This is a genomic window from Spirosoma daeguense (assembly GCF_054776875.1).
This window is the reverse complement of record NZ_BAAHBF010000006.1, coordinates 195,476-220,734: the sequence shown is the minus strand read 5'-3', so window position 1 is coordinate 220,734 and position 25,259 is coordinate 195,476. Positions and strand designations below refer to the sequence as shown.

At 45.7% G+C, this 25,259-nt stretch carries 24 protein-coding genes and 1 tRNA gene; 12 read left to right on the top strand and 13 right to left on the bottom strand.

Annotated elements, in window-relative coordinates; translation table 11 throughout:
- Positions 1 to 2 precede the first annotated feature (2 nt).
- The gene (locus ACYVD4_RS20270; protein WP_460948826.1) at positions 3 to 2,072 is read right to left on the bottom strand and encodes a tetratricopeptide repeat-containing sensor histidine kinase; all 2,070 of its coding nucleotides are present in this window, start codon (positions 2,070 to 2,072) and stop codon (positions 3 to 5) included.
- A 274-nt stretch (positions 2,073 to 2,346) separates the two neighbouring features.
- Here ACYVD4_RS20270 and ACYVD4_RS20265 point away from each other — a divergent pair, with 274 nt between their 5' ends.
- The 5 genes from ACYVD4_RS20265 to ACYVD4_RS20245 all read left to right on the top strand — a co-directional run bounded on the left by ACYVD4_RS20265 (position 2,347) and on the right by ACYVD4_RS20245 (position 8,800).
- Complete coding sequence (locus ACYVD4_RS20265) at positions 2,347 to 4,044, top strand: trypsin-like peptidase domain-containing protein (protein WP_460948824.1); 1,698 nt, start codon at positions 2,347 to 2,349, stop codon at positions 4,042 to 4,044.
- 80 nt (positions 4,045 to 4,124) lie between these two features.
- Positions 4,125 to 5,342: a serine/threonine-protein kinase gene (locus tag ACYVD4_RS20260; protein WP_460948823.1), complete on the top strand. Its 1,218-nt coding sequence runs from the start codon at positions 4,125 to 4,127 to the stop codon at positions 5,340 to 5,342.
- 12 nt (positions 5,343 to 5,354) lie between these two features.
- Positions 5,355 to 6,299 carry a Stp1/IreP family PP2C-type Ser/Thr phosphatase gene (locus tag ACYVD4_RS20255; protein WP_460948821.1) on the top strand — a complete coding sequence of 315 codons (945 nt, stop codon included), beginning with the start codon at positions 5,355 to 5,357 and terminating at the stop codon, positions 6,297 to 6,299.
- A complete protein-coding gene (locus ACYVD4_RS20250) occupies positions 6,296 to 8,113 on the top strand; it encodes a serine/threonine protein kinase (protein WP_460948819.1) in 1,818 nt (605 codons plus the stop codon). The genes ACYVD4_RS20255 and ACYVD4_RS20250 overlap by 4 nt, the downstream gene beginning before the upstream one ends.
- 48 nt (positions 8,114 to 8,161) lie before the next feature.
- Positions 8,162 to 8,800 carry an outer membrane beta-barrel protein gene (locus ACYVD4_RS20245; RefSeq protein WP_460948817.1) on the top strand — a complete coding sequence of 213 codons (639 nt, stop codon included), beginning with the start codon at positions 8,162 to 8,164 and terminating at the stop codon, positions 8,798 to 8,800.
- Positions 8,801 to 8,939: 139 nt separating this feature from the next.
- Here ACYVD4_RS20245 and ACYVD4_RS20240 read toward each other — a convergent pair whose 3' ends face one another.
- A complete protein-coding gene (locus tag ACYVD4_RS20240; RefSeq protein WP_460948816.1) occupies positions 8,940 to 9,131 on the bottom strand; it encodes a hypothetical protein in 192 nt (63 codons plus the stop codon).
- 437 nt (positions 9,132 to 9,568) lie between these two features.
- Here ACYVD4_RS20240 and ACYVD4_RS20235 point away from each other — a divergent pair, with 437 nt between their 5' ends.
- Both ACYVD4_RS20235 and ACYVD4_RS20230 read left to right on the top strand, forming a co-directional pair.
- The gene (locus ACYVD4_RS20235; RefSeq protein WP_460948814.1) at positions 9,569 to 10,270 is read left to right on the top strand and encodes an NUDIX hydrolase; all 702 of its coding nucleotides are present in this window, start codon (positions 9,569 to 9,571) and stop codon (positions 10,268 to 10,270) included.
- A gap of 84 nt (positions 10,271 to 10,354) precedes the next feature.
- Positions 10,355 to 11,167 (top strand): SDR family oxidoreductase, encoded by an 813-nt coding sequence (locus tag ACYVD4_RS20230; protein WP_460948812.1) that lies wholly within the window; start codon positions 10,355 to 10,357, stop codon positions 11,165 to 11,167.
- A gap of 21 nt (positions 11,168 to 11,188) precedes the next feature.
- Here ACYVD4_RS20230 and ACYVD4_RS20225 read toward each other — a convergent pair whose 3' ends face one another.
- Together ACYVD4_RS20225 and ACYVD4_RS20220 are read right to left on the bottom strand one after the other, a co-directional pair.
- Positions 11,189 to 11,932: a tetratricopeptide repeat protein gene (locus ACYVD4_RS20225; protein ID WP_460948810.1), complete on the bottom strand. Its 744-nt coding sequence runs from the start codon at positions 11,930 to 11,932 to the stop codon at positions 11,189 to 11,191.
- Between the two features lie 81 nt (positions 11,933 to 12,013).
- Positions 12,014 to 12,427: a DUF3127 domain-containing protein gene (locus ACYVD4_RS20220; protein WP_460948808.1), complete on the bottom strand. Its 414-nt coding sequence runs from the start codon at positions 12,425 to 12,427 to the stop codon at positions 12,014 to 12,016.
- 137 nt (positions 12,428 to 12,564) lie between these two features.
- Here ACYVD4_RS20220 and ACYVD4_RS20215 point away from each other — a divergent pair.
- Positions 12,565 to 12,646, top strand: a tRNA-Leu gene (locus ACYVD4_RS20215).
- A gap of 343 nt (positions 12,647 to 12,989) precedes the next feature.
- Here ACYVD4_RS20215 and ACYVD4_RS20210 read toward each other — a convergent pair.
- The 4 genes from ACYVD4_RS20210 to ACYVD4_RS20195 all read right to left on the bottom strand — a co-directional run bounded on the left by ACYVD4_RS20210 (position 12,990) and on the right by ACYVD4_RS20195 (position 15,913).
- Positions 12,990 to 13,844 (bottom strand): DUF2911 domain-containing protein, encoded by an 855-nt coding sequence (locus ACYVD4_RS20210; protein WP_460948806.1) that lies wholly within the window; start codon positions 13,842 to 13,844, stop codon positions 12,990 to 12,992.
- 252 nt (positions 13,845 to 14,096) lie between these two features.
- The gene (locus ACYVD4_RS20205) at positions 14,097 to 14,693 is read right to left on the bottom strand and encodes an acyl carrier protein phosphodiesterase (RefSeq protein WP_460948804.1); all 597 of its coding nucleotides are present in this window, start codon (positions 14,691 to 14,693) and stop codon (positions 14,097 to 14,099) included.
- A complete protein-coding gene (locus ACYVD4_RS20200; protein WP_460948802.1) occupies positions 14,690 to 15,199 on the bottom strand; it encodes a deoxycytidylate deaminase in 510 nt (169 codons plus the stop codon). The genes ACYVD4_RS20205 and ACYVD4_RS20200 overlap by 4 nt, the downstream gene beginning before the upstream one ends.
- Positions 15,200 to 15,397: 198 nt before the next feature.
- Positions 15,398 to 15,913, bottom strand: a complete 516-nt coding sequence (locus ACYVD4_RS20195) for a hypothetical protein (RefSeq protein WP_460948800.1) — start codon at positions 15,911 to 15,913, stop codon at positions 15,398 to 15,400.
- A gap of 433 nt (positions 15,914 to 16,346) precedes the next feature.
- On the opposite strand from ACYVD4_RS20195, the gene ACYVD4_RS20190 reads away from it, so the two are divergent.
- The 4 genes from ACYVD4_RS20190 to trmD all read left to right on the top strand — a co-directional run bounded on the left by ACYVD4_RS20190 (position 16,347) and on the right by trmD (position 19,719).
- On the top strand, positions 16,347 to 17,663 hold the full coding sequence (locus ACYVD4_RS20190; protein WP_460948798.1) for a glycosyltransferase: 1,317 nt from the start codon (positions 16,347 to 16,349) through the stop codon (positions 17,661 to 17,663).
- A 156-nt stretch (positions 17,664 to 17,819) separates the two neighbouring features.
- On the top strand, positions 17,820 to 18,374 hold the full coding sequence (locus ACYVD4_RS20185) for a 30S ribosomal protein S16 (RefSeq protein ID WP_460948796.1): 555 nt from the start codon (positions 17,820 to 17,822) through the stop codon (positions 18,372 to 18,374).
- A 90-nt stretch (positions 18,375 to 18,464) separates the two neighbouring features.
- Entirely contained in the window at positions 18,465 to 19,055 is a 591-nt protein-coding gene (gene rimM / locus ACYVD4_RS20180; protein WP_460948794.1) for a ribosome maturation factor RimM, read from the top strand.
- The gene (gene trmD, locus ACYVD4_RS20175) at positions 19,045 to 19,719 is read left to right on the top strand and encodes a tRNA (guanosine(37)-N1)-methyltransferase TrmD (protein ID WP_460948792.1); all 675 of its coding nucleotides are present in this window, start codon (positions 19,045 to 19,047) and stop codon (positions 19,717 to 19,719) included. The genes rimM and trmD overlap by 11 nt, the downstream gene beginning before the upstream one ends.
- Positions 19,720 to 19,815: 96 nt before the next feature.
- Here the strand turns inward: trmD and ACYVD4_RS20170 are convergent, their stop codons facing one another.
- The 5 genes from ACYVD4_RS20170 to ACYVD4_RS20150 form a co-directional block, all read right to left on the bottom strand.
- A complete protein-coding gene (locus tag ACYVD4_RS20170) occupies positions 19,816 to 20,652 on the bottom strand; it encodes an SMP-30/gluconolactonase/LRE family protein (RefSeq protein WP_460948790.1) in 837 nt (278 codons plus the stop codon).
- A 66-nt stretch (positions 20,653 to 20,718) separates the two neighbouring features.
- On the bottom strand, positions 20,719 to 21,087 hold the full coding sequence (locus ACYVD4_RS20165; protein ID WP_460948788.1) for a hypothetical protein: 369 nt from the start codon (positions 21,085 to 21,087) through the stop codon (positions 20,719 to 20,721).
- Between the two features lie 61 nt (positions 21,088 to 21,148).
- Positions 21,149 to 23,437, bottom strand: a complete 2,289-nt coding sequence (locus ACYVD4_RS20160; RefSeq protein WP_460948786.1) for a transglycosylase domain-containing protein — start codon at positions 23,435 to 23,437, stop codon at positions 21,149 to 21,151.
- A gap of 177 nt (positions 23,438 to 23,614) precedes the next feature.
- The gene (locus ACYVD4_RS20155) at positions 23,615 to 24,067 is read right to left on the bottom strand and encodes a GNAT family N-acetyltransferase (RefSeq protein WP_460948784.1); all 453 of its coding nucleotides are present in this window, start codon (positions 24,065 to 24,067) and stop codon (positions 23,615 to 23,617) included.
- 73 nt (positions 24,068 to 24,140) lie between these two features.
- Complete coding sequence (locus ACYVD4_RS20150; protein ID WP_460948782.1) at positions 24,141 to 25,166, bottom strand: RluA family pseudouridine synthase; 1,026 nt, start codon at positions 25,164 to 25,166, stop codon at positions 24,141 to 24,143.
- Positions 25,167 to 25,259 lie beyond the last annotated feature (93 nt).

The following is a 25,259-nucleotide window of genomic DNA, read 5'->3' as shown; positions in this document are numbered from 1 at the left end:
GCTTACGCAGCAATCGGAATCTGAATATTGACCTGCGTACCACCCTGTTCCCGATTTGAAATTCGACACGTACCGCCCAGCCGTTCTAACCGCGACTGGATATTTTGTAAACCTATACCATTCTGGGTTTTCCCATTGGGTATGCCCTGACCGTCGTCCTGAACGGTTAAAGCGAGGAAGCCATTCCGACGTAGCAGGGAAATATCAGCCTGACGTGCTTTAGCGTGTTTGAGAATGTTATTGACCAATTCGAGCGTAATGGCATAGATTTCATAAGCCGTTTTGCCCCGTACATCCTCGCCCGATTGCTCTACTTCGAGCAAGAACCGGGTTCGATTTTGAACATTCAACGTATCGGTTAATTTAATAAGTGCAGCCTGCAACCCCTGTTTCTCCAGAATTTCGGGCATCAGGTTGTGCGAGATGGCGCGTATATCATCGTAAACTTCTCCCATATGATCGAGCAAGCGAGCATGCTCCCGTAACTGGCCTTCATCGAACCGGGCCATATCGAATGCTTCGAATCGCCATTTTAGGGCCGATACTTTAGCGGCTACGCTGTCGTGCAGCTCGCTGGCAACTCGCTTGCGCTCAATGGTTTGTCCGCGATAAAGTGCTGCTTCGATTTCGGCGTTTTTCTCTGATAATTCTGCATTTTTATTCTTTAACTGTCGATTGGTCCAGAATACGTAACCAAGTGCCCCCGCGCCGACAACGAGTGTAGCAATCAGAAAATTACGGAGTTGTTCGAGCTTGTCGTTTTCCAATGATTGGATGCGAGTTTCCTGTTGAGCCTGTTTCAGGCGTGTTCCTTGTTGTTTTTTCTCAAAATCGAATGTCATGCTGGCAACCGTAGCCTTTTGCAATGCTTCTTCATTTAGCATGGTATCGGCTTCGGCTTTATACCATTTAAAATAACGTAGTGCCTGTGCTGGTTGCCCTAAATGATCGTAAGCTTCAGCTAGTTGATGGAGGTATTCAGTACGTTCGGGGCGCATTTCTCGAACGTCTTTCGTCCAGGCAAGGCCAACTTTAGCAGATTCTACGGCCTTGGCGTATTGCTTTTTGGCCAGATATATCTGGCCAAAATTAGATTGTGCACTGTGGTCGAGCGTTTCGATATCTTCAGCCACAATCTTTCGGTTGAGGTCTTGGGCTAGATTGCTATAATAAAGTGCCTTGTCGTATTGATTTAGCTTAATGTACATTCGACCGATAGCACCATAAAGGCGACAAAGCGAATTCGACTGTTCGGCTTTGGCCCATTGTTTAGCGTCTTTCAGATAGATGTCTAACGCCTGCTGATACTTGCCTTCTTTTTCGAGCACTTCGGCCTTTCTGCGCACAATGAAGCTCTTGACCGTATTGTCATTCAGACGGTCGGCAATTTTTTCGGCTTCGTTGAAACAGGCCATCGCATCAGTATAACGGTTCAGCTTCAGGTAAACGGCCCCCAGATTCGGCAACGTACTGCGAAGACTTTTCCAATCCTGCATCGACTCCTGAATACGTCGGGCATCGAGCCAGAGGTTAATGGCATCGACGTACTTGCCTTCGCCCATTTGCATGATGGCCATGTCGTTATATACCTGCGCTTCCCAACGGCGGTCGCCAGCTTTTTTTAGTGTCTGTAAGGCTTTGTCCAGTAATTTTCTGGATTCAGGCATCTTGCTTTCCAAATTTTCGTACAACTGCGCCCGTCGAAAATAGACCTGTCCCTCCAGCGATAAATTGTGAATGGCAACCGCCATTTTATAGGCTGTATCGAGCTGTGTATGAGCTGATTTTGTGTCTGATAAATAATCTGCTTCGATACGTGCCAAAGCTAGTCGCGCCCGAATTTCGCCTTCTGGGTACTTAATACGTTTGGCGATGGGCATGATTTGATAGAGTGTTTGGCGAGCCACTGAATCATAGCCATTCCACCAGAGATTTGTCGACAGTTCATGCATGGTTTTCACCCGATTGCTATCGACAGGTAGTTTGGTGAGCTGGGTACGTAGTGAATCTATCGTTGGATTCTGGGCTGCGGCTACGTTAGCTATCAACCAGAAGAGGAATACGTAACGCATGAGAAAATAAAGAGCGAAAGAATGAGAGAGCGAAAGAGCGATCAATTCAATCAAGTATTCGCTCTTTCTACTCATTACCTTTCCAAAATAGCCATATAACGTAGTCACTCACAAGCGTTAGCCGAAAAATATAGGTTTTCCTATAGATGAAAAATATAGGTTTTCCAGACCTTAAATCCGGGCATTCCCCGATTTCTCACCGACATAGCATCCGCCAACTTTGTATCAGTCAAAACGACAACAACTTTTCACCTCAAGACATAGATAAAAGCTCATGGCAACCCTCGTTAACCGCTACGTTATTCGTCACCTGACCGGCACGAAAGCCAATCAGGTTGAAGAGTTCGATTATAAGAAATACAATGAACTGACCTTTGGCCGGGCCGCAACCAACGTAGTGCGGTTCGATCCCGAACGTGACGCGGCTGTTTCGCGTGAACACGGGAAAATTGTTCGGGAGTCGGATAAGTCGTTCGTCTTTACGTTGTTCGATAACAATTCGCGCAACGGCATTTTCGTCAATAAAAGCCGCATTGCCGGTTCAGCCCAGATTCAACCGGGCGATGAAATTCAACTCGGTCAGGGTGGTCCCGTTTTCCAGTTCGATCTGAACCCACGGCCTGCCGAACTGATGATGAGTACGCGGGTTGTCGATATTCCGGTATCGATCAAACCAACTACCGAGCTTCTATTAACAGAGCCTGTCCAGTCTTCGGCCGAAAACGAATTCGCTGGGCCGCCCAAAGTTGGTTTGGGCAAACAAACCGTTGAACGGATGATGAATACCGAGCGTCGGAAAACCAATAAGTCGGTATTCCTGAGTGTTTCAGCTCTGTTGGTGGTGCTTTCGGGCGTAGGGTTTCTGTTTAAGGATAAGCTAAAAGCCGACACCGTTCATGTGCATCATCACGAAAAAACGGAAGTAGTAAAAGCTGCTGAAAACGGACTTTCTGCCGAACAAATCGCTTCGGTCAACACGAGTAAAGTTGTCTTCATTGAATTTGGCTATAAACTGATCAATACCAGCACTGGCGATGATATTTACCATGAATACATGCCAATTCGGCTGTCGGACGGACGGACCGTTAACAAAGCGGTTTATATCGAAACGGCACCGGGAAAAATTGAACCGCTGTTGGGCCTGAAACGGAACGTAGCAGTTGGGAAACCCATTGCTATGGCAGGAGCAAGCGGAACAGGGTTTGTAGTTTCGCCACAGGGGCACATCATGACCAATCGGCACGTAGCGGCTGCCTGGAATGCGTACTATGATTTTCCGCAGGATGCTTTTCCCGGTATTTTATTGGTTGAAGGTGCTAAAGGCTGGGAAATTAGTGCCCAACCCGTTCAGGAATTCCGTTGGGTACCTTCCGAAACGCAGTTCTTTGGCCGCAAACCAATGTCGGGCAAGTTGATTGAAGGTGTCAATACCTATATGGACGTAACGTTCAATAAAAACGAGCAACGTTTCCCCGCCGAAGGTAAACCAATTGTTTCGAGCAAACACGACGTAGCACTGATCAAAATTGGCCTCGCCGAAACATTGACGCCTGTTAAACTGCGTGATGCCGACAAATCAATAGCTCCGGGTCAGCCAATTACGGTTATGGGATACCCCGGCATTTCGCCCGATGTATATGTTGGTGAATATTCGGGCGATTTCGCCAATCGGAATCCGCAGATTGTGAAAGTGCCCGACGTAACGGTTACGCCCGGTAATGTAGGTAAAATACTACGTGGTCAGGCGGTTGGTAAAGCTGCCGCATACTACAGTGAATTCGGTGATTACTACCAGCTTACGGCCAATGCAACCGGTTCTGGCAACAGCGGTGGCCCTGTTTTCGACAAAGATGGAAATGCCATCGGAATATTCTCCGCCAGCACCAGCCGCGACGATGCAACCCGCATCACATTCGCCGTACCCATCAAATATGGTCTCGAATTAATGGGCCGTCGGCAAGTAGTTGAGTAGGGTTGTTTCAGGCTTCAGATCGAACGCAACTGGAGCCTGAAAACGCAATTCTGAACTTGAACCATCATCTCCAACTTGTCATGTCACACGCTCATTCTCTACTCAACCATATTGTTGCTGGCTATCGCCTGACGGATTATGTCGGAGCGGGTGGAATGGGCGAAGTGTTTAAGGCGGCCCATATTGAAACGGGTCGGCTGGCTGCGGTGAAAGTGTTGTATCGTCCGGAGTTTGCGGCCCGGTTTCAGAACGAAGCGATGGTTCAGGCATCGGTTTCCCATCAGAATATAGCGGCTCTTTATGAATTCTGCATGATCGACGAACGGCCAGCGTTGGTGATTGAATGGGTTGACGGACAATCGTTGGATGAGGTGATTCGGCGAAGAGAGCGGCTGAACAACGAAGAGGCTACCAAAATCATAAAACAGATAGCCAATGCAATGGCTTATCTGCACCAGAAGGGAATTATTCATCGGGATCTGAAGCCGTCGAACGTTCGGATTCAACCCAACGGTCAGGTAAAAGTTCTTGATTTTGGCATTGCAAAAGGTCAGTACACACCACAATTAACAAAAGTTGGGCATGCCGTTGGAACTGCCGAGTTTATGGCCCCGGAGCAGTTTCGCGGACAGGTTGATGCCAAATCAGACGTGTGGGCACTGGGTGTCCTGCTCTATGAAATGACAACGGGCCATTTACCATTTGATGCGGCTAATCCGCTTCTCCTACGCCACCAAATCGAGCGGGCGCAGTTTACACGCCCGCAAGTACTGAATCCGGCCATTTCTCCAGAATTGGCTACGTTGATAACCAGTTGTTTGCACATGAATCCGACGAAGCGACCTGCTGCCGTCGATATGGAGCCAATGCTGGTGAAATCGGCCGGTCAGTCATTTATTACCAGCAATACGTTGTTGCAAGTTGCGGCTCCTTTACTTAACTGGTCTACTTCTATCCGCCCATTTCGTTACGTCCTATTGGTTCTTCTTCTGGTTGGTTGCTTATTTGTCTGGCGCGCTAATCAAATGCCAGATACGCCGACAAAGGTTGAGCAATCGCTGATTACGACCGAAACGCCAGCTACTCAGTATGAGCAGATTCAGGTTGAGGTACTGAATGCCGACTATGATATTGAGCTGGTTATGCCCGATGGTTCGGTTCAATCGAAAGAACCCTTTCTTGTGAAACGAACACCGGGGCAGGCATTACCGATTACCATCCGACATCAGGGAGTTGAGCAGCAGTTTATGATTGAACCCGAAGTCCAGAAATTGTACCAATGTTATTTTGACCGATAGCAATAAAACCATATGAAAAATATCATTAAACGGATATTCGGGCAAAATAACCCCGCTACGTTCCCTGAAACTGCCGATTCGTTAATCATACCCACTACGTTATCGACGGTTAGCTCTGAAGAATCATCATTCCTGAGTGAAGTAAATGCTGTTGTGGTGTCTGACCTGGGCAATGTGCGCCAGAATAACGAAGATACCGGATTGTTTGTCCGTCTGGCCGATGAAGGTATTCGCCGAACAAAAGGCTATTTACTATTGGTGGCCGACGGTATGGGCGGGCATCTGGCGGGTGAAGTGGCCAGTCAGATGGCGGCCGAAATTGTAAATCGAGAATATTTTCAGCATAACGACAGTATCGAAAAATGTCTGTTGCTAGCTTTTCAGCTAGCAAATCGTCAGATATACGAAGAAGCCCGGCAGCATGATACGTTCCGGGGAATGGGGACAACCTGCACGGCCATCATCGTTCACGAACAGCAGCTTTATTTCGCGCACGTTGGCGACAGTCGGGCGTATCTGTTCAAATCTGGACAGCTTATCCAATTAACCCGTGATCACACCTACATTCAGGAGTTGCTCCGAACCGGAAGCATCACTCCCGAAGCGGCTGCCATTCACCCGGAACGTAACGTATTGACGCAGGCAATGGGAACGAAAGCAAACGTACAGGTAGACATTGGTCGGTGCATTCTTCCGTTCGATATCAACGACCGATTGATGTTGTGTTCCGATGGCTTGTATGAGTATTGCGTTGAAGCCGATTTTGTTCGGATATTACAGGAAAATAGTTTGCACGATGCGGCAGATGAACTGGTTAATCTGGCGAAAACCCGGGGCGGACATGATAACATCACGATTGTACTGGCCCAACGAATCAATCCAGACCCGAACCCATCGGCGAAAGAAACGCGCGAAATAGATTCTCCTTTCACCCGTGACAGCGAACTTCCTCAATGACCACTACCATGCAATCATCAATGCACGGCCGACTAATCCATCATTATCGCGTTGAATCACTGCTGGGCGAAGGCGGCATGGGTACTGTTTATCAGGCAACTGACACACATCTCGAACGGCCTGTAGCCGTAAAAATGCTGCACACCCATCTGGTTAATCAGGCTTCATTTACCGAACGGTTTCGGAATGAAGCCATGATTCTGGCGCGGCTCAACCATCCAAATATTGCCGTCGTTTACAATTTTTTGCAGGATGGTGGCGACTATTTTATGGCGATGGAATACGTAGCGGGCGATAGTCTGGAAACCATCGTCCGGAAAACGGGGGCGTTATCGGCATCGGTAGCCGCCGAAATTGTGAGGCAGGCACTTGAGGGGTTAACCCATGCGCACCGAAAAGGCGTTTTGCACCGCGATATCAAACCCGCGAACTTGATGCTAACGCCCGATGGAAACGTAAAACTGATGGATTTTGGAATCGCCCGCGTTGTTGGAAACCAACGGATGACACAGGCAAATCGATTAGTGGGCACACTCGAATACATGGCTCCCGAACTGGTGCGGGGTGAAGCTCCCTCAACCGCTTCCGATCTGTATGCCATTGGTATCTTACTATATGAACTGCTTTCGGGAAAATTGCCCTTTGCCAGCCGAACCGATTTTGCGCTGATGCAGGCCATTATTCAGGAAAAACCGATTGCGCTTCGAAAACTGAACAACAATGTACCGAAAGAACTCGAAGCGATTGTAAACAAGGCACTTGATAAAAATCCCGCCAAACGATTCGCTGACGCAAAAGAATTCCAGAAAGCCTTACAACCCTATTTTTCGCAACTCAGCGTACTAGACCCATCACAACTGATTCCAGCTATTCCGACAACCGACGTATTAAATATGCAGCCTGTTCGTCGGACAATGCTGGCTGAAACCAAACTGGTATCAGACCTAATAGAACCGACACGTAGTACTACGTTCATGGATTGGGCTTCCGATAATTGGCAAACATTACTAGGAGGAGGTCTAACACTTATGGCGCTGCTCTTTATTGGGTTGATTTTAGTTGACCGAACGGATGATAGACCGATTCAAACTAGAAAACCGGAATCCACAGTTAGTCAGCTAACTCCTAAAACGGAGCGTAGTGAATCCTACGTAGCAGAAAACCAACCTGCTCAGGCAGTTCCTTCAACTGGCGATAACGTAACGCCTGTCTCAACTCCCGATGTCAGAAACGTAACGGCTACTCCTATCGAAAATAAACTAGCGGTAAAAAAGCCTAAAACCGAAACTCCGCGTTCGTACAATACTCCTGGTAGCGTTAAAAAAGCAGAAGTGGTTGCCACAGTACCGACAACAACTCCTACTGAAACACCCACTACGTTAACACCTGAGCCTGTAAAAACAGAGCCAGCACCTGAGGTTGTAACCCCAAAAACAACTGGTCGTAAAACGGTTGCCATTCGCCGATTGCGGGTAAACTTAAGTCTGGTCGATGGGCTTTCATCCGACGTAGCACATGAAGGTCAATCGATTCGATTCCGGGTTACGGAACCAGTTGTAAGTGAAGGCGAAGTGGTGATTCAGAGTGGTGCTACAGCCTACGGCGAAGTGAGCCGTATTAAACGGGCAGATGGAGATGTATTTCGGAAAAAGAACCTGCTCGAATTTCGTATCAATAGCGTTGAAGCCGCCAACGGCAAACGGGTTTTGTTACGTTCGGCCACAATCAGCGAAGAAGCAAAAGGGCAGCCTGTTCAGTTTCGGTCGGGGCAGACGTTCGAAGTACGTACCGCCGACGATGTTATTACGTTCTGATCCCCTAATTAGCACTACTCAAATATTCTTACTAGAAACCAATTCGCTATGAAATTTTTTCGATTTACTCTACTAACATTTTTCGCAACCCTACTCGTTCTGACTAATTCTCGGGCGCAGACTATTCGCCAACGATCAACAACAGAGGGACTTAGTATAGGTATTCAGGGGACATACATGGGCTGGTCGTCTGACTATTTTCAGTTTTTAGACGAAAATTCAGGCAGCGGTCCCGGTTTCAGCGGACGTATCGGATATGGTTTCAACCAACGCTATGAGCTTTTTGCGCAGTACGACTGGACTACGTTAAATGCTGATAATATTGCCGCCAAATCGTTTGATTTTTCGCACATGACAGGCGGTTTACGGTTCAATTTTTCGGCTACGACCCGCGCACTACGACCGTTTGCTGAACTCGGTTATACGTATCAAACAGGGAAGGCCGATCAGGTACTTGGCTACAATGGCGCTCGCGATAATCTACTGTTTAAAGGTGGGGCGTTACATGTTGGAGCCGGGTTAAATTACTTTGTTGCGTTACCAGTTGCCATTACCCTAAACGCTAGTCTTCAGGCCGGCGCTAAATCGCCAGTTATCATAAACGGCTTTACCTCTGCGGATCGCGCTGATGTGGCGGCTTTTCGGCTTTCGGCTGGGGTAATTTTCTTTGTCAGCGAATTGTTTTGAGGAGTTTGTCATAAAGTAAAAAAGCCCAACGTTAAACGTCAGGCTTTTTTGCTTTATGGGTTAGATTTGTTGATGTTGTTTCTATGACGGAGAGCTCTCAAAAAGGTAACGTAGCATAATACTAGATTTCTGTTTTGAACTATGGCTTTCTGATTTTCTTCCAGAAAATGAAAAAGAGCACTACCAGCATTATTTCGCCCAGAAACGACCATGCCTGAGCTTCTGTTTTTTTCCAACTATAGGCTTTCCAGTCGCCAGTCAGATAAACCACAACAAGGTAACTGACTACGAGGCTAATTGCGATCAGGATGAATACTGGTTTTAGTTTCATCTTTCTTACGGCTATATATCTAATCGTTAACCGTTTACAGATGCCACCTGTTTATGGTCGAAGCAGTTTACTATTAGTTTGACTATTGTTTTGATTGACGTGGATTTACAGGAGTTTCGGAAAATCATACTGTAACCAATAAGGATTCATTACTTGGGTACCTTGATGTTTTATGCCGCTAGTAAAGCAAATTTTTAATCTTGAATATCAGAAGTTATTTTTGTGACAAAAATATTAGTGGATTTTCTGTCAGGCCGCTTTAGTTTAAGGCGGTCTGATTTGTTTTTAGGTGTTCTGGAAGAAGTACTACAGCGTTTTTTTCAAGGAAGAGGTAAGGACAATGAGTTACAGAATGTAATGCTTCTAGTAATATTGATAGATTGGTATGAAAAATGTTACTGTTTTGGTAAAAGTGTAATGCCGGAACTATATCCAATATGTTAGCGCAATACAAACAGCAGCAACCATACTTATTGGCATTGGACTCGATAATCTTCGGGTTCGACGGCGAAGGATTAAATGTTCTTCTTGTTGAACGAGGAATAGGGCAGGGAACATGGTCGTTGGTAGGGGGCTGGCTCCAACCAGACGAAGGGCTGGAACAAGCGGCTGCCCGTATTCTATATGAACTTACTGGCCTAAAAAAAGTATATCTGGAACAGCTTCATGCCTTCGGTGAGCCTAACCGCGACCCTGTTGTACGCACTATTTCGGTTGCTTACTTTTCGTTGGTACGTGTTGCCGATTACGCATCAAAAATTACAGAAACCTTTCAGGCGCGCTGGTTTTCGATATATAATATGCCCACGCTGTTATTTGATCATGGAGAGATGGTAACCCTGGCTATCAATCGGTTGCGCTACAAAGCATCGCAGCATCCAATTGGTTTTGAGTTACTTCCCGATAAATTTACGATTCCGCAGTTGAAGAAGTTGTATGATGCCATTTATCATACTGACTTCGACAAGCGAAATTTTAGCCGAAAAATTCTTTCAACCAAGCTTTTAATCAAGCTTAATGAGAAACAGAAAGGCTATTCAAAAAAAGGAGCTTATTATTATAAAGTCGACATAGCCAGATATCGGAAAATGACACATTCGTTTCTTAACGTTATTCCGCATTCCGACACAATTGTCTGATACGTTTGTTCTTCTGACTAAGTAGATTGACTGAAGCGCAGAAAGGATATTTACTCTCGTTGAATTCGGCTACCTTTGCCATTAATGAAAGATAAAATTGTAGTAATTACCGGTGCGTCGTCGGGTATTGGTCGGGCGTTGGCGTTCGCTTTTGGTCGCGAAGGTGCCCGGATCGTAATTTGCGGTCGTAAAGCAGATGCACTCTATATTGTGCGCGATGAACTTCAACAAGCGCACATTGACGTGCTGGCCGTGATCGCTGATGTTAGCATAGAACATGACGTAAAGCAACTAATCAATCAGACAATTGCGCATTACGGTCGGTTAGATATACTGATTAATAATGCGGGAATATCGATGCGATCGATGTTGATCGATACAGATCCGGCTGTTATTCAGAAGGTGATGGATATCAATTTTATGGGTTCCGTCTATGCCACCCGTTATGCATTGCCTTATCTATTAAAGTCGAAAGGTTCTATTGTCGGCATATCGTCCATTGCAGGCTATCGCGGCCTGCCGGTACGTAGCGGATACTCAGCGTCTAAATTTGCTTTAAATGGTTTTCTGGAGGCTGTACGTACCGAATTGTTGCATACGGGAGTACACGTATTAACGGCTTGTCCCGGATTTACGGCTTCAAATATTCGTTTTTCGGCACTAGATGCACAAGGACAGACGAAAGGAGAAACCATGCGGGATGAATCGTCGATGATGAGTGCCGAAGAGTGTGCAGATCACATTCTGAAAGCTGTTAAAAAGCGCAAGCGTGAACTTATTCTGACGTCGCAGGGGAAACTGACGGTTTTTATCAACAAGTGGTTGCCGTCTATTGCTGATAAGCTGGTTTACAATACGTTAGCTAAGGAGAAAGATTCGCCGTTAAAGCAGAAATAACAAACAGGACGGACGTAGAGATTAAATTAGCCAAACATTATCCTGACGGATGAAATATAGCTCATTATGCCAGAGTACGCGAAGATAGATGTCTTTACGTCCGATTATATTGATTTTGTGACCTTTACCGATGATTTCAACTACTGGAGCCGCTGCAGATGGGTCTGTACGTAGTAAAACCTGGTCGTGACTGGTAATCCCTGATTGCACTCCTTGTGGAAGATTCGTAAAAACGAGCAACAAAAGTAGGTACGTAAATACAGCTCCTTTTTGTCGACCGGAAATGGGCTGTTTACGAATTAACTTAACCATCAATACGCTGAACACATAAACTGCCGGAATCAGAAGAAAAAGCAGAAGGTATATACCATATTTTCGGTAAAACAGATAAAAATAGTTAAGGTCATCTGTCTCATATCCACTTAAATTATTGGCTTTAGCGATATCGCTCAACCGACGTAGCACGGTATCGTCGGGATGGCGATCAAAATAAACACCGAGGTAATACAGCAAACGCGGTACGTCGTTCTGACGTTCATAGGCATTGGCGAGTTTCAAAAGCATCGGATCGGTCAGGGCATGGCCTTCGGCTAATGCTTTTTTATACAACTGAACAGCCTGGGTCTGATCACCAGTTCGAAATAGTGAATCCGCTTTATGGATTGTCTGTGTTGGGCTAACCTGCGAAAACGTAGCCGTAGCCAGAAAACTAAGTAACAGGCTAATTTTCAGGCAAATGGCTTTTACAGGAGAAAAAGAGGCCATATAGGTTGCCAGAAGGAGATATAAAGGATCACAACTCAGCAGGAGAAAATGTTGTTTTGCTTCTGCTGAGTTGTAATAAAATTAAAACGGTAAATCGTTGCTTTCTTCATCAAAAGCAGCATTGAATGCTGCGTTGGCTGGATGTGCTGGTTGAGCTGGCCGTGTCTGCGGCTGAGCTGCTGGGCGTGGAGAAGAAATAGGGCTACTATCGTTACCACCTTCGGCTAACTCGAGACGAAAAGCACGTAATTCGGTATACCAGCGGTCGTTATATTCTCTTGATTCAGCGCTAAAGGTTGCTTTTAGCATATCACCATCAGCAAATTGCTTCAAATCACCGGTCTTTTCACCCCAGATAGACATACAAACTTTTTTGGGGTATTGACTATCAAGGGTTTCAAGAACAAATTCCTGTTTATTCCAAGGGCCGTTTTTCCCTTGACCTGTAACTTCCGGTAATACTTTTATAAGTTTCCCGACGATTTCGAGTGCCATTTTTGTGTTATTTTAAAAAGCTAAAATACGGAAATTCGGCCAGATTTTGAATGAAATTGACAAAAAAAATGAAAAGAGTTGAGCCTTGTTTGGGAATCAAAAATGAACCAGTTATATTTGCACCGCGATTCAGAAATGGCCACGTGGTGAAACTGGTAGACACGCCATCTTGAGGGGGTGGTGCTTCACGGCATGGGAGTTCGAGTCTCCCCGTGGTCACTGAAAATAATGCTCAAATCAGTCTGATTTGGGCGTTTTTGTTTTTAGGCGGAGTGTTAATGGCAAAAAAATGGCAGAAATTCCTTGTTCATAAACTTGGATTACATCGGCCAGAAATGCCAAAGAATTGCCTCCTACAAATCTCCATGTCTTTCTAAACCGAGTAACCTAAACCCGAAATGGGTGGTTGAGTATACAATTTAATAATACGAACAATTAATACCATTTTAGAATAGTATAACAAGTCACTTGCTTTTGCCAAACAGGTGAGCGTAGTGTGCCGAATAAAAAACGGCTGATCCTGATCGAACCAGCCGTTTGGAGAATACAAATCAATCCCTTGTTATTTTTTCGCTGAAGCGATCAGGTCGTTAGCCATTTTTACATAATCGGCGTTTTTGGCGGCAGTTGCCAATTCAACCGTTTTTTCGGCGCTGGCTATCGCACTGGCTTTTTCTTTTAATTTCAGTTCAATCCGGGCTTTGAGTAACATGATCCAGAAAGCTTTCGGATTTTGCTCAGTTGCTTTGGTCACCCAGCCGAGAGCCTGTTTTAAATCACGGTTCGTTTCATAGTAATAGCTGGCTGCCTCAAAATAAGCGGGTTTGTCTGAGGCTAGCGAAGCCTCGATATTTTTCAGAATTGTCTGATCAATATCGGCTGTAATGGCAACCGGAACGCGGGTTTTGTCCCACATAATTTCGAGCACAGCCGAATTAGGTTTGATATCAGCGATATTGATTGTGAAATTCTCAATTTTATTGGCTAGTGTAGTCGGTTTCACCTGAACACGTACTACTTCGTTCTCTTTCTTATAATCGCCAACGTTTGCACCCAGCGCGAGATCTTTAGATAACATCACCTCCCAACTGTTCTTGCCTGGAATGGTGAACAAGCCATAGGTACCTGCTTTCACCTCTTTACCTTCCAGCTTAACATCCGATGAAAAAGTAATTTTAGACGTAGCGTTCGCACCAGTGCGCCATACTTTATCATATGGTACCAAATCACCGAAAACGGTACGTTCTTTTATCGCCGGTCTAGAATACTCAAGCGTTATTTCGCCTAACGCGAAACTTTGTTTGGTGGTTTGAGCTGGACTGGCGGCCGGTATTTTGAGCTGAGCCTGTGCAATCGAAAGAGTGCTGAATGTCAATAAACTAGCTACGGCAAGTGTTGAGAGTGTTGAACTCTTCATAATACAGAATTGAAGAAATAAATGGTTAATGTTTGCTTTTCGATGCCCAAAGGTATACACCGCTTACGGTTTTTTTGAAGCCCGGTGAAGTTAAATTAGTACTACTCTATAGAATATTGGGTAAATTTATCAGACGTAGCATAGCTATATAAATGCTACGTTTCATCTGAATTTAAATAAACCAACTCAGTTTATCGTAAATGAGCTACGAATGTGGTTCAGTGTCATGTTGCTACGTTACCGGGCGAAATTTTACCATAATTCCGAACGGAATGGCTGAGTGTGGGCTACTAATTCGGGCCAGAAAGTGGAAAACTGTTTGCCAATCAGATCGTAATACGTAGTAAAATCCTCTATCGCCGTGTCAAGACCCGATGGGTAAGCCGTGCGTCTGGAAATGCCTTTAAGCGAACGGTCGATGCCTTCGGTAAACTGATAACTGCTGAGCCAATCCTGACGTATCATGTACTCGGCCATTCGGGCAGCGGCTGTAGGCAAACGAGTCTGGTGTGTCTCTATTGTCTGATAAAACTCCTTGATGAAGGACGAAAGTTTTTGGCCGCTAAACGTCTCGAAATTGGTGGCCAGAAAATGATCGAAAAATACATCGACAGCAGCACCCGCATACTTATGGCAACGAGGATGGAGCAAGTCCCGTACTACGTCGACGGCGGGGTGGCTATCGGTAAATGAATCAATGGCACGGTGCAGCCGTATGCCTCTTATTTCGCTGGGGCTGAGTTGATGACGAGGATGCACGGGGTCGCCCTTAATGAAATCGCCAATAAAATTGCCGATAATCAGGCCCTTGTCTCGTCCAGACAAATAGCTGTGTGCCAGAATGTTCATGAATTTTGTAATCGTACGTAGCGTTCGACTGTAACGCCAAATCGCTGTAAAAAATCTACTCCTTCGTCCGTACCAATACCTTTATATTCGGCGTATGAGTTCAGGTAAACAACCCGTTCAATTTTCATACTATAAATAATACGGGCACAGGCGATGCACGGCGAAAGCGTTACGTAAATTGTAGCTCCTTCAATTTCTGAGCCGTTTTTGGCGGCATATAAAATGGCGTTCTGTTCGGCATGGAGTGCCAGTGAACATGACCCCTTCGAGTCGCGGGGGCAGCCTACTTCCGGAAATTCTTCGTCGCAATTGTGCGTACCGGCAGGAGGGCCATTGTATCCTATAGAAATAATTCGGGTATCGCGCGTTAATACGGCTCCTACCTGGGCTTTAATGCAGTGCGATCGGCGAGCCAGGTTAATCGCGAGTTCCATGAAAATATCATCGAAACGCGGCTTTGGATCAAGTTTGGTAGCCGTATTGGCGGGTTGGGCTGTTGTGGGCATATTCGAAAGAACGTTGCCGTTTCTGTGATTATTGGTAAGTCGGTTAGTAGTGCGGCAATTTTCGCTCCATAAAAGTAAGCAGCTTCTACGTACTGTGTAGCCTGAGAGAAGGGGAGGAACACTAAAAAAGCAAACCCGACGAGGTTTTTGATCCGTCGAATTTGCTTTTTACTAGTAGTTAATCGTTTGAAATTGAGTTTATTGGGCTTTCCATGTCATAATGAGCCGGAATGCTTCGCCACTGCCGTCAGCACCAACTTTTGCTTTCAGGCCACTTGCCGATTCTTCCAGAATTTCCCATTCCGATACGTTCTGCTTTGAGTCGACAATAGTAATCAGACGAAGAATGTGAGTTTTACTGTCATACGTCCACGTACCCGGATTGGCGTCAGTAGATGTTTCTGAACCGTCGTTGCAATCGAGAGAACCACTATTTCCTGACAGACGGCCGTTTTTCTCAAAGCGAATCGTATTGTCCATGTCGCAGGGGCGTAGGAAGGGTAACAAATCTTTGTCGACTTTACCATCGCCGTCGATGTCAATAAGCGGGTCGGACGTAACAGCGGTGATACGTAGGTTTTTATCGGCAAAAGCTGGTAAATTACCAGTGATGGGGTTAACCGGGTCGTTTTCCTTCTTGCAGGATGACATCGATAACAGAAGGCCAAGCACGCAAAGGCTAAGCAGGCGGGATGTAAAAGAAGATGTGTTCATTGTATGTGTTGTTTCTGGTAAAAAAAAGAGGATGGTTTGGGCTACGTATTACCGTATTGCCGATTCAAAATTGGCCTTTGAAACATTGTTTGGAAACAGACTTACGGACGAATCGGAAGAAGTAACCGCCGAAGTGTGGCAAATGGTTAATCAAGTGTAGTCAAGCTGTTTGATACGAGCTGATTTTGCTAAACCAGTGTATAGAACACGGATTTTAGAAGGAATTATGAGGGAATCTTAAAGAATCATAATGTAAGTTGAAAATCTGAACACTGCCTGTTTATCAAAGTGGAATGATACTGCCAGTTGACTCCTGCCTTCATCCATTTCAGCATACACAAATACCGCTTCGGATGAATCACCATTGATAAACAAGTCAGGTAAACGCCACTTTTGCTAAAACCTTTCTCGAACAACTAAGCAACAACTGGTGATGACATCCCGAAAAATACTTTTTGCAACCATGCCTATGGACGGGCATTTTAATCCGCTGACAGGGCTGGCGGTTCATTTGAAGCAGAAGGGCCATGATGTGCGCTGGTATACGGGCGGTACGTATGCCGACCGGGCCGAACGGCTGGGAATACCCGCGTATCCATTTCGCAAAGCTCAGGTTATTAATCAGGAAAATCTGGATGACGTATTTCCTGAACGGACGCAGTTGAAAAGCTCGCTGGCTCGCATTCGGTTCGATATAAACAATGTATTTGTGAGACCCATTGCCGATTATATGGTCGACCTGCGGCATATTTATCAGGTATTTCCATACGATCTGGTTGTGTGCGATATTGGTTTTTCGGCTATATCGGTCATACAACATGTTTTTGGCGTACCTGTAGTGGTAATGGGAATTGTGCCGCTCCCGCAAAGTTCCCGCGATTTGCCGCCGAATGGAATTGGCATGACCCCCGCCAAATCATGGCTGGGACGTAACGTGCAACGTTTGCTACGTAGTGTGGTTGGGCGAATGATGCGGGAATGTACCAATGTCTATAATGAAATTACGGCACCGTTTGGCTTGCCGCCTGAGAAAGCACTTCTTTTCGATATCGCTGTTACAAAAGCGAGCCGTTATCTGCAAAGTGGTACGCCCGGTTTTGAGTATAAACGCTCTGATTTGAGTGATAACGTCCATTTTGTCGGCCCCTTATTACCGCACAGTTCACGGGTTAAAAATCCGTTCCGTCATGCCGAATTGGCCTGTAGGTATCGGCGCGTTGTACTGGTAACGCAAGGTACTGTTGAGCGCGACCCATCGAAAATTATTATTCCGACCATCGAAGCGTTTAAAAATGATGAAAAAACGCTGGTGATTGCCACAACGGGGGGCGCACAAACCGACGAGCTTCGGAAGCAATATCCACAGGCAAATATTGTTATCGAAGATTTTATTGACTTCAATGCGGTGATGCCCTATGCCAATGTGTTCGTAACCAATGGCGGTTATGGTGGTGTGCTTCTGAGTATTAAAAATGGGTTGCCGATGGTTGTTGCGGGTGTTCACGAAGGTAAAAACGAAATCGCGGCTCGTTTAAGCTACTTTGGCTTAGCTGTGCGGTTGAACACCGAAACACCGAAAGCCAATCGGATACGCCAGAGTGTTGAAGAAGTGCTAAATCAGTCGGAGTATCGGAATAACGTAGCACAGCTTGCGGGTGAATTTAACCAGTATGCTACGTTGTCGCTATGCGAGCAGCATCTGATAGACGTATTAGTCGAGCATGAGCAGATACGTAGCGCGATTCGGTAGGTTTAGATCTGGTATTTTGTACAGACAAGCATAAAGCTCTCTTAAAAAGCTACTATTTATTAGTAGTTTTGATAACTACGTAGTAATTTTTTTTGTACCTTTGCGGCCACGTTTTACAAGGGGGATGCGTCTCCCATCAAAACTAAACAAGCACAAATGGCTGTTAAAATTCGTTTAGCGCGTCGCGGACGCAAAAAAAAGGCGATTTACGACATCGTAGTAGCTGAATCAGTTGCTCCACGTGATGGCCGGTTTATCGAAAAAATCGGTTCGTACAATCCCAACACTGACCCGTCGACGGTCGTATTAAAATCAGAGCGTGCATTGCATTGGCTCATGGTTGGTGCTCAGCCAACCGATACCGCTCGGGCCGTACTGTCGCACGAAGGTATTATGTACAAAAAGCACCTACAGGTAGGTGTGAACAAAGGCGCTATTTCGCAAGATCAGGCCGACGAGAAATTTGAAGGCTGGAAAGCTGACAAAGAAAATCGCAAAGCTGGTGCTGCTGATACCAAAGCCCAAACCAAAGAAGAGGCTCGTGCCGCTCGTTTGGATGCTGAGAAAAAAGTAAGTGACGCTCGCGCTGAAGCGATTGCTAAGAAAAACAAAGTAGAAGAGCCTGTAGTAGAGGCTGCTGCTGAAGAAGCTCCAGCAACTGAAGAGGCACCGGTTGCTGAAGCCGCTGAAGAAACTCCTGCTGCAGAATAATTTTCTGGTCGCACCAGCGAATCGAAAAATTGGTTAAGTGAGAGCCTGTCCATAAAAGGGCAGGCTCTTTTTATAAACAAAGCACTACGTATGACAAAAGACGACTGCTATCAGCTCGGCCACATAACCAAAACCCACGGCGTAAGCGGGGAACTGGTGCTTTTTCTGGATGTAGACGAGCCTACTGAATATGCCGACCTCGAATCGGTATTGCTGGAAGTAAAAGGGGAACTGATTCCGTATTTTATCGAATCCATCGCAATCGTGAAAGGTAGTCGGGCTATTGTTGCGTTTGAAGATGTTGACACAATTGAACAGGCCGAACGGCTTATCAATTGTGGAGCATTTCTGCCGCTCGATGAATTGGAGCCTATAACAGACGAAACCCGATTTTATTTTCATGAAATCGTTGGTTATCAAATCATTGATTCCAACGCGGGCGAACTGGGTATTGTAAAAGGCGTATATGCTATGAATGCTCAGGATTTGATTTCGATGGAGTATGAGGGAAACGAAGTATTGATCCCAATTAACAGCGAAATCGTTCATACAGTTGATCGAACAAATAAGAAGCTGAACGTTGTGCTGCCCGATGGTTTACTGGAAATTTACATGGATGATGCCAGTAAGGAAACTCCCGAAACCCACGGCGACGAAGCTGACGATACCGATGAGGATTGACATTATTACCTGCCTGCCAAAGCTGCTGGAAAGCTTTTTCGCGCATTCGATTCTGCAACGGGCGCAGCAGGGAGGTTACGTAACGGTTGTGGTTCATGACCTGCGCGATTATACGCTCGATAAGCATCGGCGTGTAGATGATTATGCGTTTGGCGGGGCAGCCGGTATGGTGATGCAGATTGAACCCATTGCCCGTTGTATTCGCTCCTTACAAGCGGAACGTAGCTACGATGAGATTATTTATATGACGCCCGATGGCGAACGGCTGAACCAGAAAACGGCCAATACGTTGTCGTTACGTCAGAATCTGATTATTCTTTGTGGCCACTACAAAGGTGTGGACGAACGGGTTCGCGAATTGTTTATCACCAAAGAAATCAGCATTGGCGACTACGTATTGAGTGGTGGAGAACTCGCGGCCTGTGTGGTGTCGGATGCAATTATTCGGTTGTTACCGGGCGTACTGAATGACGAAACCTCGGCGTTGACCGATTCTTTTCAGGATAATTTGCTGGCTCCGCCCGTATACACACGACCTGCCGAATTTGAAGGACACCGTGTTCCCGATATTCTGCTTTCCGGTCACGAAGCAAAAATTGACGAGTGGCGTCATGAACAGGCGTTGGCCCGGACACGGGCACGACGCCCGGATTTGCTGGAGTGAAATTGAAAATAGTCTTATATAAAAAAAGGGGTTAATCTGAGTACATTTCAGATTAACCCCTTTTTTTTGCCCGATTCTTTCGGCGACAAATCCGACTTATTTGACCGAGTAAGCTTTGACTGTGTTATGGAAAAAAGTGGGAATAAACAATGTCTTGGATTGAGGATCATACCCAAGATCAGCCGAATTGATCTTCTCCGCCGAGGTGTCAATTTTTAAGTCAGTCTTTCCGTCAGAACTTACGTGCCAAACTTTTCCCCGCCATTCTGTAACGATGTAACTCTTATTTCCCAGTGCAATAATGCCGTCAATACCGCCCGAAACTTTAGCAATCGTTGTGAGTTGCTTCGTATCTGGATTCATACTGAACAGTGAGCCATCGCCGTTACCAATCAGCAATTGATTGTTTTCAAACAAGAGTCCATTTGTGCCTTTAAGTGGATCACCACTTAGAACAAGACTGGCTTTCCCGTTGGTTATAGACCACACTTTATGATCATTTGAGTCAGTAATATATATGATACCTTTTTTAGTATCGACGGCAATATCATTTAGAAATTTAGCACCTTCAATTGGGTAACGATTCAGAATTTTTCCCGTAGCCAGCGCTATTTCGGCAACCTGTGTCATCTCGGTCACATATAGCTTATCGCCAAGAATGCCCATTCCCTTGGTTGAATTCAGATTATCCGCAAATTTCATCTGAATCACTTTGCCGTCAAGACCAACTTTGGCAATGTAACTACCCTTGTTGTCCAGACTTGGACCACCGTTGATACAGGCAACATACAGTACTTTCTGCTTCGGTTCAAATAGAACGCTTTCAGGAGTACGTACTGTAGTGTCAGTTTCCCAAACGGGCTTTAAATCGACCGACTGTGCATGGACCAACGTAGTAAGGAAGAGGCCAGGTAATAGAAGTATTTTTTTCATGTGACGCTAAGGTTTGAGGAATGAAAGTAGAGAGTATTCTTTAACTTGTTCTGATTGATGAAAAGCTTAATGCGGATGCGAACTAACGATTTTACAGTCACAACGTTTGGTTTCAGCGGGCAACGTAACAGGTTTATCGAAAGTGCTATTTGGAGATAGGGTACGCGAAAACGTAGTAAACTTCTCCTTGATTACCTTATCAGAAGCATCATAAGCCACCAGTTTTACGGATATATCGGAATGCGTTCTTGACGAAAAATTGCGAACTACTACGTTAACCGTCGACGTAACCAGTACGTTATCCAGTTCCGAACAGTCAACACTTAGGTCGATGGTTTTGGGTGAAAAAGATGTATTGTTACGTTGTGTAACGAAGTAAAGAATTACACCACCCACAACAAGAATAATTAATAGTAATCTTATTAGTGCTCGCATTTGTAAAGCCGAATATATATCTGATCTGTAATAGGTTATATAATAAAGCCAGCCCCATCAGTTACTGATTACCTGACTTTTCCTGTAATTCCTTTGCCTCACGCTCCCGTCTTTTTTGTTCCCGTCGTTCCTGCCGAAGCTGTTTTCGCGTTTTAACAGTATCAGTTGCCACAGCTTCATTTGCGAACGAATTATTTTGTTGAGGTTCGGCCACAGGTTCATCATCGCGTTTTTCTTCGCTTTTTTTCCCTTTGAACAAACGACGAAAAAAATTGCCGATGCCTGTGCCTTCATCATCGTCAACGTCGTCTCCATTAGGATCGGGAAACAACATATCCGGTTGGAAGAGTGAATCAACAGGGGCTACCTGACGTCGTAAACCTTCGCGAAGCCGGACATTATAAAACCCATAAGCACCAGAATCAGGAGCGGTCAGGCCGCGTCGGGCCATGATTCGACCGATAAGTTTGAAATAACCGCGTACGTTACGTACCTGCAACGTACCATCGGGCACAAACCAATCAAGCGCCCGTTTGGGTCGAGGAACTACAAAGGCTAGAAAGATACTTTCGCCTAAATCCAGATTAGCCGGACTTTTGGCGAAATAATAGCGTGATGCTTCACCAATACCATAAATGTTACGTCCCCATTCGATGATGTTCAGGTAAACCTCATACATCCGCTCTTTGGGGATAATTCGCTCATTTTCAATAAGCCATACAATTAGAATTTCTTCTACTTTACGCGAAAGCGTTTTGTTGCGGTTGAGGAATACGTTCTTCACCAACTGCATCGAAATAGTGCTGGCTCCACGCTTGAACGATTTCTCTTTGAAGTTAGTCGCGATGGATACGCGGAAGGCTTTTTCGTTGAAACCTTTGTGGGTAAAAAAATTGTAATCTTCCGAGGTCAACAGGGCGTTGCGCAGGTCGGGCGAAATCTGGTTTAACGGAGTATAATCCGGATTTCCGGGGCCAACAATAATATCACGAACGGGTTTTTCTTTTTCGTAAGGCGTATAGGTAAATGGACGATTGATAGCTGCAAAATCAGTACGGCCCATGCGAAGAATCCGAAATCCTTCCGACGTCATTCCTGAATTAAACTTAACCGAATCGGGTAAAGCCGTGTCGAGCTGAAAGTTCATGTCATATTTCAACTTGCCCGCTACCTGCATTCCTTCCAGCGATTCGAACAGCCCTTGTGGAAACGAGTTGAATAATGCCTGCGCATCCATCGGTTCACTATGTAGCTGTAATTCATACACTTTGTTCGACGTTGGTGCCTGTTCCGACGATTCGTTACGTACCGTTTTAACGGGCGTCTGCTGGCTATCTTTCGAAATGGTATATTTTAGAAACGGATGGGCACTAACCTGACCCAGATGTAACGTCGATGAACTATCGATACCTACGTAGTTTTCGCCAACAAACAGATTTGCATCCATGGCGGCCCGTTTCACCAGCACATCGGTACGGGCAATAGCCGGATGATTGATACGTAAATTTTGTACCGAACCAGCGCCGGCCATCCGGAACTCTCCACCCGAGCGGTCTACTTCATTGAGTTGGGCACGTAACGTATCGACTTGAAGTTTGAGTTTGTATTTTTTCTGGATAAAAGGAAGTTCAATGGGTTTCCCATCAGCGTATAAAGCCAGATCATATTCGCGGGCACTAGGATCTGCTGTACCTGCTACGTGCCAGGTTGCCTGATTGCCGTTTACTTTGATGGTAGACGTAACCGCTTCGTTGTCGATAACGGCTGATTGGGTTAACAGACTTAACGTATCGTTACTATCCATCGCCCGAAATTCCAGATTATTAACGTTCAGATCGTCCGGAATTTTAGAAAGAATATTTTCGATCAGATTTTCAGCTACTTCCGACAAATCAGTACGTCGCCTAGATTCGCTGGGTGCGCTGGAAACAGACGTAGAGTCACGTTTTTTACGTAACAGAAAGTCGATATTGGTCAGCGAATCGCGCTTAACGACTTGAATCAGACCATTTTCAAGGGTCATACCTGACAAGCCGACTTTTCCGGCCAGTAAGGGCCAGAAACGTACAGAAACTTCGACCTGCTGGATACGGGCCAGGCTGTCGCGTTTTTCGGGCACAACCGAAATGTTTGAGAAAGCAACCGAAGTGAGTCCCGTAAATTTAGCAGAACCAATATGTACGTCGAGATTGTAATCGCGCTTGGCCTTCCGAATGGCGCGTTCGAGGGTGGACTGTAGGAGTTTCTCCCGTTTTGAGTAGGCAATGCCAGCCCCCACACAGGCTATTAAGAAAATACTTAAAAATACCCACCCCGCAATTCGGATGGCTTTTTGTTGACTATATGTCATGCTTTGTCACTATTCGCGAAGCACAAATATAGGGAATTATAGGTAGTATTAGGAGTGAGAAGTGAGGAGTGAGAATGGTTATTATGCAGTGTTGGAAAATGGGATTGAGGCTGGCTAACACGTATTTTTTGTTGCTTGGGATAGTCTCACTCCTTATTCCTCGCTCCTAATACTAGTTTAAAAATCTAAATGGCAGTTTGTCCAGCCGTCGTCGAAACGGGTGCCAAATTGTTTATAGAAACCAATGGCGGGTTCATTCCAGTCGAGAACCTGCCACATCATGCCCGTACAATTGGTTTCGCGGGCTGTTTCGATTGTAGCATCCAGCAGTAGTTTTCCGACGCCATAACCCCGAAAGGCTTCGGTAACGATAATGTCCTCAAGATAAAGCCGTTTCCCTTTCCAGGTCGAGTAACGAAAAAAGTACAACGCCATCCCGACAATCTTTTTGCTTTCAGAATCTTCGGCCATAATCATACCGAACAGCGGATTAGGACCAAAACCATCTAGCGCCATTTGCTCGACCGTGTTTGAAACCTGATCGGCGGCCCGTTCATAAATGGCCAGTTCCATAACTAATTCAAAAGCTTCGGGTACATCAGTAAGAGTGCCGGGACGGATAATAATCATATAGAAATTCCGGGAATAAGTTGATCAAGTTACAGTAAAATAGGCTGCAAGATACTGAATTAACGAACTTGACTCACTCTGTAATAAATTTCCGCCATTTATTTAAAGCAGCCTGAAAATCGTCGGACAACTCGGAGTCGAATTGAAGCCATTGTTTGGTTTTAGGGTGTATAAAGCCCAACGATTTTGCATGCAATGCCTGTCGGGGAAGTAATTTGAACGCGTTCTCAACAAACGCTTTGTAACTACCCACTGGATTGCCCCGCAAAATCCGGTCGCCACCATACATGGCATCGTTGAAAAGAGGATGGCCAATGTGTTTCATATGCGCCCGAATCTGATGGGTGCGGCCAGTTTCCAGATTACACTGAACCAATGCAACGTAGCGTAAATCCTCCAGCGTTTTGTAATGCGTAACGGCCCATTTGCCTTTGGTTTCGTCGTCGTAGATAGCCTGCACTTTACGGTCACGTACCGACCGGCCGATATAACCCGTAATTGTACCATCGGCAGACGCTGGAACACCCCACGCCAGCGCGTAATACGTTCGCTCAATGGTATGCTCGAAAAATTGCCGGGCCAAATGCGTCATGGCGTATTCGGTTTTGGCAATTACCATCAGGCCAGATGTGTCTTTGTCGATTCGGTGTACCAACCCCGGCCGTATGTCGCCGTTACGGGAAGTAGGCAGATTTTGAAAATGGTAAACGAGCGCATTGACCAGCGTACCATCCCAGTTGCCATGGGCCGGGTGAACCACCATGCCCGCTGGCTTATTCAGCACCAGTAACTCATCATCTTCGAAAACAATATTGAGCGGAATGTTTTCGGGTTTAATATCGGTATCGCGGGGTGGGTGAGGCAACGAAACCGTGATGATATCCAACGGTTTAACTTTATAACTGGCTTTTGTTACGTTGCCATTAACACGTACCGACTCTACGTCGATGGCGGCCTGAATTTTAGTGCGGGTAGCATTTTGCAGCCGGTCCATCAAAAATCGGTCGACACGTAACAACCCCTGACCTTTATCGACCACAATTCGGTGGTGTTCGTATAATTCTTCCTCTTCCGAAAATTCTTCGACGGCTTCTGTCATTGTAATGGCTATCTCAATAAGTTTGCAAATTTACAGGCTCAGACGTAACGCTTACAATCTGACTAGATATTGACTAGCAAAGTGAACGTTCTA

Bases quoted from the DNA above. Each gene is read 5' to 3' on its own strand.
- ACYVD4_RS20270 (WP_460948826.1), bottom strand. From the start codon at position 2,072: ATGCGTTACGTATTCCTCTTCTGGTTGATAGCTAACGTAGCCGCAGCC.
- ACYVD4_RS20265 (WP_460948824.1), top strand. From the start codon at position 2,347: ATGGCAACCCTCGTTAACCGCTACGTTATTCGTCACCTGACCGGCACG.
- ACYVD4_RS20260 (WP_460948823.1), top strand. From the start codon at position 4,125: ATGTCACACGCTCATTCTCTACTCAACCATATTGTTGCTGGCTATCGC.
- ACYVD4_RS20255 (WP_460948821.1), top strand. From the start codon at position 5,355: ATGAAAAATATCATTAAACGGATATTCGGGCAAAATAACCCCGCTACG.
- ACYVD4_RS20250 (WP_460948819.1), top strand. From the start codon at position 6,296: ATGACCACTACCATGCAATCATCAATGCACGGCCGACTAATCCATCAT.
- ACYVD4_RS20245 (WP_460948817.1), top strand. From the start codon at position 8,162: ATGAAATTTTTTCGATTTACTCTACTAACATTTTTCGCAACCCTACTC.
- ACYVD4_RS20240 (WP_460948816.1), bottom strand. From the start codon at position 9,131: ATGAAACTAAAACCAGTATTCATCCTGATCGCAATTAGCCTCGTAGTC.
- ACYVD4_RS20235 (WP_460948814.1), top strand. From the start codon at position 9,569: ATGTTAGCGCAATACAAACAGCAGCAACCATACTTATTGGCATTGGAC.
- ACYVD4_RS20230 (WP_460948812.1), top strand. From the start codon at position 10,355: ATGAAAGATAAAATTGTAGTAATTACCGGTGCGTCGTCGGGTATTGGT.
- ACYVD4_RS20225 (WP_460948810.1), bottom strand. From the start codon at position 11,932: ATGGCCTCTTTTTCTCCTGTAAAAGCCATTTGCCTGAAAATTAGCCTG.
- ACYVD4_RS20220 (WP_460948808.1), bottom strand. From the start codon at position 12,427: ATGGCACTCGAAATCGTCGGGAAACTTATAAAAGTATTACCGGAAGTT.
- ACYVD4_RS20210 (WP_460948806.1), bottom strand. From the start codon at position 13,844: ATGAAGAGTTCAACACTCTCAACACTTGCCGTAGCTAGTTTATTGACA.
- ACYVD4_RS20205 (WP_460948804.1), bottom strand. From the start codon at position 14,693: ATGAACATTCTGGCACACAGCTATTTGTCTGGACGAGACAAGGGCCTG.
- ACYVD4_RS20200 (WP_460948802.1), bottom strand. From the start codon at position 15,199: ATGCCCACAACAGCCCAACCCGCCAATACGGCTACCAAACTTGATCCA.
- ACYVD4_RS20195 (WP_460948800.1), bottom strand. From the start codon at position 15,913: ATGAACACATCTTCTTTTACATCCCGCCTGCTTAGCCTTTGCGTGCTT.
- ACYVD4_RS20190 (WP_460948798.1), top strand. From the start codon at position 16,347: ATGACATCCCGAAAAATACTTTTTGCAACCATGCCTATGGACGGGCAT.
- ACYVD4_RS20185 (WP_460948796.1), top strand. From the start codon at position 17,820: ATGGCTGTTAAAATTCGTTTAGCGCGTCGCGGACGCAAAAAAAAGGCG.
- rimM (WP_460948794.1), top strand. From the start codon at position 18,465: ATGACAAAAGACGACTGCTATCAGCTCGGCCACATAACCAAAACCCAC.
- trmD (WP_460948792.1), top strand. From the start codon at position 19,045: ATGAGGATTGACATTATTACCTGCCTGCCAAAGCTGCTGGAAAGCTTT.
- ACYVD4_RS20170 (WP_460948790.1), bottom strand. From the start codon at position 20,652: ATGAAAAAAATACTTCTATTACCTGGCCTCTTCCTTACTACGTTGGTC.
- ACYVD4_RS20165 (WP_460948788.1), bottom strand. From the start codon at position 21,087: ATGCGAGCACTAATAAGATTACTATTAATTATTCTTGTTGTGGGTGGT.
- ACYVD4_RS20160 (WP_460948786.1), bottom strand. From the start codon at position 23,437: ATGACATATAGTCAACAAAAAGCCATCCGAATTGCGGGGTGGGTATTT.
- ACYVD4_RS20155 (WP_460948784.1), bottom strand. From the start codon at position 24,067: ATGATTATTATCCGTCCCGGCACTCTTACTGATGTACCCGAAGCTTTT.
- ACYVD4_RS20150 (WP_460948782.1), bottom strand. From the start codon at position 25,166: ATGACAGAAGCCGTCGAAGAATTTTCGGAAGAGGAAGAATTATACGAA.